Origin of the sequence: Acinetobacter sp. YH12136, from assembly GCF_013418545.1 — a bacterium.
Taxonomy (GTDB): Bacteria; Pseudomonadota; Gammaproteobacteria; order Pseudomonadales; family Moraxellaceae; genus Acinetobacter; species Acinetobacter towneri.
In genome coordinates this window covers 96,805-108,729 of record NZ_VPBV01000007.1, presented here as the reverse complement: position 1 = coordinate 108,729, position 11,925 = coordinate 96,805, and the positions used below count along the sequence as shown (strand labels likewise).

The 11,925-nt window shown below is 42.7% G+C and carries 11 protein-coding genes; 3 read left to right on the top strand and 8 right to left on the bottom strand.

What is annotated here, in order from left to right; genetic code table 11:
- Positions 1-226: 226 nt before the first annotated feature.
- The 3 genes from FTU71_RS05185 to FTU71_RS05175 are packed head-to-tail and all read right to left on the bottom strand — an operon-like array spanning position 227 to position 3,138.
- Entirely contained in the window at positions 227-1,672 is a 1,446-nt protein-coding gene (locus tag FTU71_RS05185) for an NAD(P)(+) transhydrogenase (Re/Si-specific) subunit beta (protein ID WP_004974925.1), read from the bottom strand.
- A gap of 3 nt (positions 1,673-1,675) precedes the next feature.
- Entirely contained in the window at positions 1,676-1,999 is a 324-nt protein-coding gene (locus FTU71_RS05180) for a proton-translocating transhydrogenase family protein (RefSeq protein WP_004974924.1), read from the bottom strand.
- Between the two features lie 11 nt (positions 2,000-2,010).
- Entirely contained in the window at positions 2,011-3,138 is a 1,128-nt protein-coding gene (locus FTU71_RS05175; protein ID WP_004974923.1) for a Re/Si-specific NAD(P)(+) transhydrogenase subunit alpha, read from the bottom strand.
- A gap of 882 nt (positions 3,139-4,020) precedes the next feature.
- On the opposite strand from FTU71_RS05175, the gene FTU71_RS05170 reads away from it, so the two are divergent.
- Positions 4,021-4,944, top strand: a complete 924-nt coding sequence (locus FTU71_RS05170; RefSeq protein ID WP_180111578.1) for a DMT family transporter — start codon at positions 4,021-4,023, stop codon at positions 4,942-4,944.
- A gap of 94 nt (positions 4,945-5,038) precedes the next feature.
- Entirely contained in the window at positions 5,039-6,229 is a 1,191-nt protein-coding gene (locus tag FTU71_RS05165; RefSeq protein WP_179993972.1) for an MFS transporter, read from the top strand.
- 28 nt (positions 6,230-6,257) lie between these two features.
- Here FTU71_RS05165 and FTU71_RS05160 read toward each other — a convergent pair whose 3' ends face one another.
- A complete protein-coding gene (locus tag FTU71_RS05160) occupies positions 6,258-6,905 on the bottom strand; it encodes a hypothetical protein (protein ID WP_180111576.1) in 648 nt (215 codons plus the stop codon).
- A gap of 231 nt (positions 6,906-7,136) precedes the next feature.
- Between FTU71_RS05160 and dusA the strand changes: the two genes are divergently transcribed.
- On the top strand, positions 7,137-8,159 hold the full coding sequence (gene dusA, locus FTU71_RS05155) for a tRNA dihydrouridine(20/20a) synthase DusA (RefSeq protein WP_004974902.1): 1,023 nt from the start codon (positions 7,137-7,139) through the stop codon (positions 8,157-8,159).
- Positions 8,160-8,222: 63 nt separating this feature from the next.
- Here the strand turns inward: dusA and FTU71_RS05150 are convergent, their stop codons facing one another.
- The 4 genes from FTU71_RS05150 to FTU71_RS05135 all read right to left on the bottom strand — a co-directional run bounded on the left by FTU71_RS05150 (position 8,223) and on the right by FTU71_RS05135 (position 11,772).
- Positions 8,223-8,996, bottom strand: coding sequence for a ThiF family adenylyltransferase (locus FTU71_RS05150; RefSeq protein WP_004974901.1), 774 nt, complete (start codon positions 8,994-8,996; stop codon positions 8,223-8,225).
- A gap of 68 nt (positions 8,997-9,064) precedes the next feature.
- Positions 9,065-9,889 (bottom strand): TatD family hydrolase, encoded by an 825-nt coding sequence (locus FTU71_RS05145; RefSeq protein WP_154320325.1) that lies wholly within the window; start codon positions 9,887-9,889, stop codon positions 9,065-9,067.
- Position 9,890: 1 nt separating this feature from the next.
- Complete coding sequence (locus FTU71_RS05140; RefSeq protein WP_179993970.1) at positions 9,891-10,907, bottom strand: RsiV family protein; 1,017 nt, start codon at positions 10,905-10,907, stop codon at positions 9,891-9,893.
- A 49-nt stretch (positions 10,908-10,956) separates the two neighbouring features.
- Positions 10,957-11,772, bottom strand: coding sequence for a hypothetical protein (locus FTU71_RS05135; protein WP_096901395.1), 816 nt, complete (start codon positions 11,770-11,772; stop codon positions 10,957-10,959).
- Positions 11,773-11,925: the final 153 nt, after the last annotated feature.

Genomic DNA, 11,925 nt, shown 5'->3' with positions numbered 1-11,925 from the left:
TTCTGATGCTAGTTGGTCTAACACCTTGCAATGTTTGTCTTTTATACGTAATTTAAGGGTTTTCATGTACTTATATTAACAATCAAAACTCAAGGAAAATAGTCCTTAGTTAAATCAAACGACACTTCATGTCGTGTCGCTTATATCTCTGACCTGAAGGACTGAGTTTTACGCTCCATTTGATAAAAAACCGCCCGAAGGCGGTTTCATCTCTAGGAACAGTGTCTTAGTGACCTGTACCGTTGATTGATTTAGTCATATCTTCCACAACTTTCTTGGCATCACCAAAAATCATCATGGTCTTGTCGTTATAGAACAAGTCGTTGTCTAGACCCGCATAACCTGTTGCCATTGAGCGCTTGATGACCATAATGGTACGTGCTTTATGCGCTTCAAGAATTGGCATGCCGTAAATTGGCGAGTTTGGATCGTCTTTTGCCGCAGGGTTAACTACGTCATTTGCACCAATCACCAACACCACATCTGTTGCAGGGAAATCTGAGTTGATTTCGTCCATTTCTAAGATGTCTTCATACGGTACGTCAGCTTCTGCAAGCAATACGTTCATGTGACCCGGCATACGACCTGCCACTGGGTGAATCGCAAAACGCACAGTTACACCTTGCTCTTTTAACAAGTTGGCCAATTCTTTGACTGCATTCTGTGCACGACCTTGCGCCATACCATAGCCCGGTACAATTACTACGCTGTCTGCATTTGACATCAAGAAGCCAGCATCATCAGCAGAACCTGAACGGTAGTTACGTTGCACTTGCGCACCCGCTGCTGCCGTTGGTGCTGCTGCACCGCCCATCGCACCACCAAACAATACGTTGATGATTGAACGGTTCATGGCTTTACACATGATGTAAGAGAGAATCGCACCTGAAGAACCGACCAATGAGCCTGCAACAATCAGCATGTTGTTTTCAAGTGTGAAACCAATACCTGCTGCCGCCCAACCTGAGAACGAGTTCAACAATGACACCACAACTGGCATGTCACCACCACCCACTGGTGCAATCCATACCCACCCGAATGCCAATGCTAAACCTGTCATTGCCCAGAATGAAGTCATGTTGCCGCTCAGGAAGAAGTGAATCCCAAAACCGAGCATGGCAAGGAAAATTAACGCCTGAACAGGTTTTACCCATGCACCCGAAATAGTTTTTGCCCATTTCTTCGCCGCCAATTTACCGTATGCAAAAACAGATGCAGTAAAGGTAATCGCCCCCACGAAACAGCCCACAAACAATTCAAATAAATGAACTTTGCTCATTTCATGGAAAGTAATGCCATTTGCAGCCAACAAGTCTGGACCAAGTTCGATTAACTTGTTGTTATGAATAATCGCAGCAATCGCAATTAAAACTGCAGCCAAACCGACTAAAGAGTGCATTAACGCTACAGTTTCAGGCATTTGAGTCATTGGCACCGTACGTGCGCGGGCAATACCCACCACCGCACCTGCTGCCATAGCTGCCAGAATCATCCACACAACTGGATTGTCTGCCACAAAGAATGTAGTCAAGACTGCAATCGCCATTGCGATCATGCCGTAACGGTTGCCCGCAATCGCAGTTTTAGGCCCAGACAAACCACGTAAAGTTAAGATAAAGAGCACAGCCCCGATTAAATAGAACCAGTCTGCATATTCACGAATAAATTCCATGCATTAGCCCTCTTTTTTCTTTGCTTTTGGTTTGAACATTTCCAGCATACGTGCAGTCACTGCAAAACCACCGAAAATATTGATGCTTGCCAAGAACACAGCAATCGCACCCAGTACACTCACCACATTAATGGTTTGGAAATCGACACTGCCTTCTACACCCATGATTGGTAGACCAACAGTTTGAATCATCGCACCGACAATAATGATTGAAGAAAGTGCATTGGTTACTGCCATTAATGGCGTATGTAACGCAGGTGTTACCCCCCACACCACGTAGTAACCTACGAAGATGGCAAGGACAAAAATCGTAATTGTTTCAACCATGAGAATTCTCCTTAACCACGCTTTAACAGCACTTGACCGTTATGAGTGACCAGCAACGCTTTCTGAATTTCTTCTTCAGGATTCAATGCGAAGTTCTTGTCGTTATCAAATAATGTTTCAACAAAATTCAACACATTACGCGCATATAGTGCAGATGCTTCTGTCGATACAGTCGATGGAATGTTTGGAATACCCAAAATTTTCACACCATTGGCAGTCACTACAGTTTCACCGCATTGTGAACCTTCGACGTTACCGCCCGTTTCGACTGCCATATCTAAAATCACAGAACCCGGCTTCATTTTTGCCACAGTTTCCGCTTTGATTAAACGCGGTGCATCACGACCCGGCAATAACGCAGTGGTAATCACGATATCCGCATTAGAAACGGCTTTATCGACAATCACTGCTTGGTCTTTAATGTATTGTTCACCAGGCATCCAGCCATAACCATTTTTGGCAGCATCGGCAGCTTTTTGTTGTTCTTCTTCAGACATTGGTACGTCTAACCACTTACCACCCAAAGATTCCACCTGATCTTTTGCCGTTGGACGCAAGTCAGTTGCTTCGACTACAGCACCTAAACGCTTCGCTGTTGCAATGGCTTGCAAACCAGCAACACCCACACCCATGATCACAACACGCGCAGGTTTTACAGTACCCGCTGCCGTCATTAACATTGGGAACATGCGTTGATATTCTGCTGCAGCCAACAACACAGATTTATAACCTGCCAAGTTGGCTTGTGATGACAACACGTCCATATTTTGCGCACGCGACAAGGTACGTGGCAAAAGCTCTAAAGCAAATGCAGACACCTGAGCCGCAGCAAATTGGTCTAATTCAGTATTGCGGTAAGGATCAAACATCGCCACCACAGTGCTGTTCGGTGCAAGTTTTTGAATTTCTTCACCCTTTGGGGCACGAACTTTCAAAATCATTTGGCTACCGCGATAAGCATCATCTGTCATGGTCGCGCCTACTTGTTCATAAGCGCTGTCGATATAAGCGGCTTTTACGCCTGCACCACGTTCAATGACTACGCTATGACCCGCGCTAATCAACTTCTTTACTGTTTCTGGCGTCGCAGCGACACGATTTTCACCGACAACAGTTTCGGTTGGAATTCCGATCTGCATGAGCGTTCCTCAAGCTAGTTTTTCTTAAGTCAACATCGTGGATAACGATGCTTTCCCCTCAGGATAAGTTTTGTTGAATTTTTGGATTCTAATGCAACATTTTTAAATTACCACCCAATATTTATTTAATAAATACCCATATTTTGAACTGATGATTCATAAAAATATTGTTGCGAGATATAATTGATAAGTTTTGCTTATTGAATATAAGTCTAATTATTCAGCAAAACTTCGATTTGAAGTGTCTAAAAGAAAAAAAGCGATGCTTTGAGCTTGCAGTTGACCACATTTAAATGAATTAAGCATTGATCATTCTGACACGCATTTCACTTAATTGGGAAAATCCGACTTAGCGCTAAAAGATTGCATATCTATACATTTAAGCGCTAAAAGCAAAAACTTAAACACCAAATTGACTTTTTTGACAATTTTTACACCGCACAACATGGTTCAATTTAGAAGTGTTTTGCGCATCTGAAAACCTTAGAAAAACCTACCTTTGCCTTATGAGTAAAACCGAATATTTGAAACAGTAAAACTTTTAAAAGAAGCTTGAATTTATTCAACTCAGGTCTAAGTTAAGTGCTGCTATTTTTTTCATTTTTTTTGTGCGTCATTTTGTCTGATGATGGATTTTCTCTGTTTTGCAATATTTTCAACTAATTTGCACCATTATCGTGCAAATCCCATTTACTCTACTTTTCACAAAATTTATGCCATCTCAAGCAGACCATCTGCATAAAATCGGCTATGCTTGCTCAAATACAGCACACACAGCTTGATCCATGCAGTCGCATCTGCCTTTATCTATCATGCAACTTGCATTTGTGTGCGCGGCATGTGTCACTTCTCTTGCATCCACCTTGCTCGACAGCATTTTTCATGATCAGACTTAACGCCACACAATGGGGCTCCATCTTTGCCTTATTTGCAGCCTTTTTATTTAGTACCAAAGCCATTTTTATTAAACAAGCTTATGCACTTTCACCGTTGGTCGATGCAACCGTACTCATGGCTTTGCGCATGGCAAGTGTCCTGCCTTTCTTCCTACTGATTTGTTGGCTCAATCGCTACCACAGCCGCAACATCTCTACACGCAATTGGCTGCTGCTGATCTTTGCAGGTTTGATGGGCTATTATTTTTCCAGTTGGTTGGATTTTTTAGGGCTGATGTTCATTAGTGCCTCATTAGAACGCATTATTCTGTTTTTATACCCAACACTCACCGTCTTGGCTTCGAGTGTGATGTATCGGCAGAAACTTAGCTGGTTGAGTCTGTTTGCAATTGCCCTGAGTTATGGCGGAACAGTGATTGTGATGTTACAGGAACAGAGCAATACCCCACATGACACGTATTTTTGGTTAGGCAGTAGTTTGGTGTTCGCCAGTGCAGTGTGTTTTGCAGGCTATTTATTGCTGACCAAAAGCCTGATTCAGCATTTTGGTTCATGGAATTTTACAGGTCTGGCTTTAAGTACTGCCTGCATCGGTACGCTTACGCATTACAGTTTGGTCACACCGAATCCACTGGGACTGGTGCAACAACTGCCTGTAGAAGTGCTGGGCTATGGCATAGCTTTAGGGATATTTGTCACAGTCTTGCCCACCTTACTCATGGCGCACAGTATCGCCCGTTTAGGTGCGGCACAATCGGCCATGATTGCTTCAATTGGCCCCATCTTGACGATTCTATTGGCCACAGCATTTTTAGGTGAACATCTAAATGGCATACAATGGTTCGGCTGCATGCTCAATATTGTAGGCGTGATGATGATCACCTTGTCCAAAAACAAGTTTTCTCATTAAGCTAAAGGCGACATCCTGCCACTAATGAAGTTGAATATTGGATTCAATCTTTGAGCTACTGCAACCCCGTTTTACCATTGACCTTAGGATAATTATGAACACTGCACCCGACATCAGCCAAGATAAAACCCTGCTCTGGTTGATGGCGATTGCCTGTGGTCTATGCGCGGGTGCGAATTATTATTGCCAACCGCTGATTTACTCGATTCATCAATCTTTCCAAATTCCGCAATCCCAAGTGGCATTGACGGTGACTTTTGCACAAGTGTCTTATGCACTGGGTTTATTGTTCATTGTGCCTATGGGCGATATTGTCAATAAAACCAAATTCATTCCCCTATTAATGTTTTTGGCCTCGATTGGCTTATTTTTATGTGCCTTTTCCAGCAATTTAAGCATGTTATGGATTGGCACGATTATCACAGGGCTATTTTCTGTGGCAGCACAAGTCTTAATTCCTTTTGCCACCATGACTGTAAAACCTGAAAAAATGGGTGAAGTGGTCGGTTTATTGATGAGTGGTTTATTGGTCGGTATTTTACTTTCGACCAGTTTGGCAGGTTTGCTGTCCAACTTATTCCATTGGAAAGTGATTTACCTGATTAGTGGCGTGCTGATGCTATGCATTGCTGCAGTACTCAAAGCGCGCTTGCCGTTTGTCTCAACCAGCAAACTCAGTTATTTGGCTGTGTTTCAGTCTATGGGCAAACTCATTTTAGAAGAACGTCGTTTGGTCTATCGTGCCTTGCTCGGTGCGTTTGCTTTTGCAGCGATGAGTGTGTTGTTTTCTACCATTGCAGTATTACTCAAATCCAGTTTTGGCTTAGCCGACTTTATGGTGGGCATTGTGGCAATGGTGGGAGTATTCGGTGCTCTTTCGACTAAACATGTGGGAAAAATTGCAGATCGCGGCTATGTTACAGCACTGACTTGGGGTGGTTTAGCTTTATTAGCAATTAGCTGGGTCTTTCTATACAACGGACAATTCAGCTTATGGAGTTATATTCTTGGTTTTGGCTTAATTAACCTTGGGCTTGCCACCGTACACAGCAGCAACCAAAACGTGATTTTCCGTTTACACCCCGATGCCAAATCGCGGATTAACTCAATTTATATGACCAGTTATTTTACTGGCGGTGCTTGTGGTTCTGCCTTGGGAATCTATGCATGGCAACACGGTGGATGGTTATGGAGTTGCCTAGTTGGTTTGTGTTTTGTTGCCGCCGCAATGAGCTTTGCCCTGCTCGACTGGCAACATCAACGTCAACACACCGCCATGCCTTAAACGCTGCTATTACAATCAAGCAAGTCGCTTAAGACATTTGCATCACAGGATAAAATGGCTGACTCAACTCCACATTTTCTAAATTTTCCAATAAAATTTGGATAAAACACGGCATCAACGCACACAGTAAAGTATTGGCATGGCTGAGTTGTTTGCGGTTGATTGCACTGTTATAAGTTGCACCACCTTGTAAAAGTTGCTGCTGTAACGTCAATAAGCGCTTAAACAAACATGCCAAAATTGTAGCTGAATCATGGATGTGCAATGCCTGCATAATCTGCTGTTTCTCTGCTTCATAATCTGCACGCCATTCAGCTTCAGTCATTTTTTGATTACGCCAATCCCAAAAACTTTGATACAAATAAGGGTTGGTCAGCAACACCTCTAAACTTTGTGGATATTTATCCCAAATAATTCTCGCCATGCGCTGATCGACATCTTTTTGATACATACGCTGCACAAATTGCTGCAAGGTCTGTTGTTGTGTATGCTCTGCTGTCTGACTTTGCGCATACAAGGCACTCAAGGCTACCCATGCTGTCATAAATTGCATATCAAGATCATCATGAAAATCAATGGCTTTTTTCCACCAACTTAAACTGCGCTGCATGCGTAAATTAAATGCCTTTGAAAATTCATTTTTCTTAGTTCGATAAATTTCTTCTAATACCAACATTTTATTCTCACTCTTATGCTGCGTTATCGTTATCTTTTCAACATACTAAAAAACGGCTACGCATACAAATACTGAGCAGTTCCGCTTTAGCACCTACGGTTGCGCTGCTGTGTTCATAGCGAACAAAGCAAAGTTGATGCCAATGGATGTGGGGTGGGGACACTGTCGATTTTCATTTAAACCCCGTATAATGCGCGGTCTTGTGCTTTTGTTTTTCAATTCAGGTGGGTTATGACACGTGCCATCCAAACTTTACAACCTCGCATTTCGGTTGCCCCGATGATGGATTGGACTACCCGCGATTACCGTTTTTTTGCACGTTTATTTAACCCCAATATCATTCTGTATACTGAAATGGTAACCACTGGCGCAATTTTATTTGGTGATGCCAAGCGCCATTTAGATTACAGCAAAGAAGAACATCCTATTGTCTTGCAGTTGGGCGGTTCAAATCCGAAAGACCTTGCGACCTGCAGTAAAATGGCACAAGACTGGGGTTATGATGAAATCAACCTGAATGTTGGCTGCCCAAGTGATCGAGTACAAAACAATAAAATTGGTGCGTGTTTAATGGCAGAACCAGACTTGGTTGCAGAGTGTATTGCCGCCATGCGTCAATCGGTTGATATTCCTGTGACCGTAAAACATCGCATCGGGATTGATGACATGCACTCTTATGCAGAGATGCTGCATTTTGTGGATACTGTGGCTCAAACAGGTTGCAATAACTTTATCGTGCATGCCCGAATTGCCTTATTACAAGGTTTATCGCCTAAAGAAAACCGCGAAGTTCCGCCTCTGCGTTATGAGGATGTGTATCGCCTAAAACAAGACCGCCCCGAATTGTTAATTGAAATTAATGGTGGAATTAAAACGTTTGCCGAAACCCAACAACACCTCAAGCATGTCGATGGGGTGATGATTGGTCGTGAAGCCTATCACAACCCTTATTTACTGGCAGAGCTTGGGCAATTATGGGGGCTAGAATTACCTGACCGTTTTGAAATTATGCAGCGCATGTTGCCGTATATTGAACAACGTCTACAACAAGGTGCACCACTTTCTGTCATTACCCGCCATATTTTAGGTTTATTCCAAAACCTGCCAGGTGCACGTAAATGGCGTCAGGCACTAAGTGGCGGCAATGCCAAAACATTTGCAGATGTAGAGCAAGCATTGGTCAATATTCAAGCAGCAATGCAGCGTACGGAAGACTATTTAAAAGAGCAGCAGCTACAACGACCTACTGAATAAAGTCATTGGCGATGTGCAAAATCAAAGAACTTTTTTATAAGCCATGCCTCGCATGGCTTTGATTTATGTATTTTTAGCCTGTAAGGCATCTAACTTTTTCAACACTTCTGCCACAGCTACCATCGCAAAACTGGACGTGACCACCACCGCCGAACCATAGCCGCCACAGCGCAAGCCTGCGCTTGGGCATACATCGGCACTAGAAAATGGATTGTCGATGGAATACACACAGGTAATCCCAAACTTTTCTTTTGGCTTTTTACAAATACCTTTGCTGCGTAATTGGGCGCGCAATTTGGCCAACATTGGGTCTTGTTCGGTTTTAGATAAATCTGCCACTCGAATTTTCAACGGATCAAGTTTGCCACCTGCACCACCCGAAACAATCAGTGGAATCTTGTTAAAACGACAATGCAGCATCAACGCTAGTTTAGCTTTTACGTCATCAATGCAATCTAAAATCAAATCAGGTGCAGTCGCCAATAACGCTTTGACGTTATCTGGACTGAGGTAATCATCGACCAAATTAATTTTGATACGTGGATTAATGGCGCGACAACGCTCTGCCATGACATTAATTTTTTCATGCCCCAAGGTTGAGCTCATGGCAGGCAATTGACGGTTAATGTTAGATGCTGCGACCACATCCATATCCACCAATGTCAGCTCGCCGATACCTGTACGTGCCAACGCCTCAACTGCCCAAGAGCCGACACCGCCAATTCCAATCACCATGACATGACTTTGGGCATAATGCTGAAAAGCACTGTCGCCATAAATTTTGGCCACACCTGCAAAACGGCGTTCATATTCATCATCTTGAAGAAGATCTGTCATGCTGCAATCAAATTTAATTTCAAAGTGTGGGCATTTTACTGCGTTTCGCAGACTTCGTGTTGTTTCATCTAAAGTTTAGGCAGGTCTAATACTTGAACACTATTCTGCCAAAGCTGTGCGGCTAAAGTTTGCGGTGCAATATCTAAACAATCCGCTAAACCTTCAAGCACATAAATCAGGTTCGCAGGGGTATTTCGGGTTCGTGATTGAGTATCTGTCTGACAACATAAAGGCGTCATATCGGGGCAGTCGGTTTCCAAAACCAAATGTTCAGCACCAATTTCCTGCACAACACGGCGCAGTTTTTTTGCATTGGGATTGGTAATCTGCCCTGTCACACCAATTTTAAAGCCCAATTTGATCAGTGCTTTGGCTTCTTCTACCCCACCGCTAAAAGCATGTGCAATGCCACCAAACTGAAATTGTTGTTGTTTGAGTATTTTTAAGGTTTCGGCATGGGCCTTACGAATATGTAGCAGTACAGGTTTTTGTCGATGGCGTGCGATTTCCAATTGCGCGGCAAAAAAATCTTGCTGCTTTTGAAACGCTTCAGGCTGTTTATGTTCAACCAAAAAAGTGTCTAAGCCAATTTCACCCACCGCGACACAATGCTGTTGTTGCAAAAAATGTTCTAAATCTTGTAAATGTTGGTCTTGATGTTGTTCGATATAAAAAGGATGCAAGCCTGGTGCAAGATGACTTTGTGGCACATGCTCAAGTTGGTTTAAAAACTGTTGTGTAGAGATTAAATCTTGAAAACGTGATTGTACAAAGCCAATCAGTACCAAATGTTCTACGCCTGCTGCCTTGGCCGCATACGCCAATTGCTCCCGATCTGAGTCAAAATCAGGTACATCAAAATGGGTATGCGTATCAAACAGCGCAATGCTCATATTAAGATTTCGCTTTGGTTGTGTTTACTGCACTGGCTTCGGCAGATTTTGCGGTTGCTTCAGAGGCTGCTTCTGTTACAGGCAAATACGCAGCTTTTAAAATCCCCTGCAGTTCTGCATACGGAATGGTTAAACGCGGTAAACCAACGACATAAGGGCCTATTTCATATTCTGCGTATTGCAGAATTAAACCCTGTTGACCTAAATAGTAATTTTCCGACAGCTTAAATTTCCACGCTTGTTCATATTCTTGCACATTGGTGGAAAGTTCAGATGCGATGACCCATTGTTTAAACGCTTCGTAGGCTTTACGCTCCAATTGGGGACGCTGCTTCTCTAACAGAATGTCATTTAACAACACTAATTTTTTCTGCTCTAAATCAAAATTATAGTATTGCTGTGCCGATGCACCATGCGCTCCGCCCAAATAACTGCTGCTATTTAATACCACGGTTGCCAATGGTTGATCTGCATTCAAAATTTTAGGCTTAATCATCAAACTGATTTTATGATTTGAGCTTAAAGCTTTCAGCTCCTGATCAAGTGCCAAAAAGCTTTGCACATAAGGCACAGTTTGTTTTTCTAATTTTTGCGCCAAAGTTTCCACTTGTGCAATGGCTGCTGCAGTGGGGTTGCTGGCAGGTGCATCTGCAGCACTGGCTGCTGTATTTTCACTGGCTGCATTCTCAACTGCTATAGCCTCAGAAGCCGCCTGCTGTGGTGCAATTTCTAAAATTTGTGCCAATTCTTGAATAATTTTCTGATCAATAAAATGGTCGATAAAGGCCTGATTACTATTCAAACGCTCAATTGAAATTTCAGGGCAGTTATTCCCTTCACATTTAGGCAACGACAAATTCAGTTTTTCAGTATCCCCGACCAGTTTTAAGCTTTGTTGTTCCGCCTGCGTCTGCTCTGGCTCGACTGTTTCTGGTTCGGTTTTCTTTGGCTGACATGCAGTAATCCCTAGCGTTGTAATTAAAATACTGATCGCCAAAATACTTTTATTTTTCAACATGGATCCAACCTTGATTTCATCTATTTTTGCTTGTCACCGTACTCACCTACTAAAACATAGATGGATAGATGTCTGCTTTTAAAACTTGTTGTGTTTGTGCTTTGCTTAGGTAAATATCTAACTGCGTGCCATCTTTGACAATTTCATGGGTGCGATAATGCAATCCTAAGCCCTGATCATCAAAAAACCAATCTGCCTGCCCCCAGTATAATTTGGCAGGTGCTGCTTTTTGCACGTCACTGCTTTGTGTTTTGAGCCAATCCTGATAGGCCTGCTGTACAAAAGTATTCATACGGGTTTGTTGTTTGGCATCAATCACATCTAAAACAGACAAGGCTTTTTGCTGCTTCCGATCTGCCACAAAGAAATAATAGCGTTCTTTGACCTGCGTGCCTTCCTGTTTGCTATCTACCCCGACTTGCAACAAAACATATTGATTGCGTTGATATGCCATACGGGTGTACATCGCCAATTCATAAGCTTTATTTTGATCTAATTGTGCCTGCCAAGCATCGGATTTTTTCACATAGGCATCTACGGCTTGCTGCAAACTCATGTTTTGTTTTAAGCCAATTTGATCTTGAATCACCATGGCCTGATTTTTTGCAATCCAACTGTTGAGCCATGTATCTTGGGTATTTAAAGTTTGTACCTCTAATTCAATGCAGTTTTTATTTTCACAAAATGGCAAGGCAATTTCTGCTGCCTGTTGCTTGATATTCAAATACGGTAAAACATCCGCTTGATCTTTCTGAAAAATAGACGTTTGCTCATCTGAGTTTTGATCTTGTTTAGATGAGTCACAGGCGCTAAGCAAAACCATCCCGCTCAAAATTGCACCCAGATAAACCGATTTTTGCTGCATGATTTCCCCAATTCACTTATCAAAAATAATCTTTAATCTTTTACCGCCCCATAATAAAACAGCTTCCTAAAGAAGCTGTTTTAATTTTGAAACTTTTAGCAACGCTGAACATTCATCTACGCTACGCTGATCGCACCTGCCAGATCAAACATT

Bases quoted from the DNA above. Each gene is read 5' to 3' on its own strand.
- FTU71_RS05140 (WP_179993970.1), bottom strand. From the start codon at position 10,907: ATGTTGAAAAATAAAAGTATTTTGGCGATCAGTATTTTAATTACAACG.
- FTU71_RS05160 (WP_180111576.1), bottom strand. From the start codon at position 6,905: ATGTTGGTATTAGAAGAAATTTATCGAACTAAGAAAAATGAATTTTCA.
- FTU71_RS05170 (WP_180111578.1), top strand. From the start codon at position 4,021: ATGATCAGACTTAACGCCACACAATGGGGCTCCATCTTTGCCTTATTT.
- FTU71_RS05180 (WP_004974924.1), bottom strand. From the start codon at position 1,999: ATGGTTGAAACAATTACGATTTTTGTCCTTGCCATCTTCGTAGGTTAC.
- FTU71_RS05165 (WP_179993972.1), top strand. From the start codon at position 5,039: ATGAACACTGCACCCGACATCAGCCAAGATAAAACCCTGCTCTGGTTG.
- dusA (WP_004974902.1), top strand. From the start codon at position 7,137: ATGACACGTGCCATCCAAACTTTACAACCTCGCATTTCGGTTGCCCCG.
- FTU71_RS05185 (WP_004974925.1), bottom strand. From the start codon at position 1,672: ATGGAATTTATTCGTGAATATGCAGACTGGTTCTATTTAATCGGGGCT.
- FTU71_RS05150 (WP_004974901.1), bottom strand. From the start codon at position 8,996: ATGACAGATCTTCTTCAAGATGATGAATATGAACGCCGTTTTGCAGGT.
- FTU71_RS05135 (WP_096901395.1), bottom strand. From the start codon at position 11,772: ATGCAGCAAAAATCGGTTTATCTGGGTGCAATTTTGAGCGGGATGGTT.
- FTU71_RS05175 (WP_004974923.1), bottom strand. From the start codon at position 3,138: ATGCAGATCGGAATTCCAACCGAAACTGTTGTCGGTGAAAATCGTGTC.
- FTU71_RS05145 (WP_154320325.1), bottom strand. From the start codon at position 9,889: ATGAGCATTGCGCTGTTTGATACGCATACCCATTTTGATGTACCTGAT.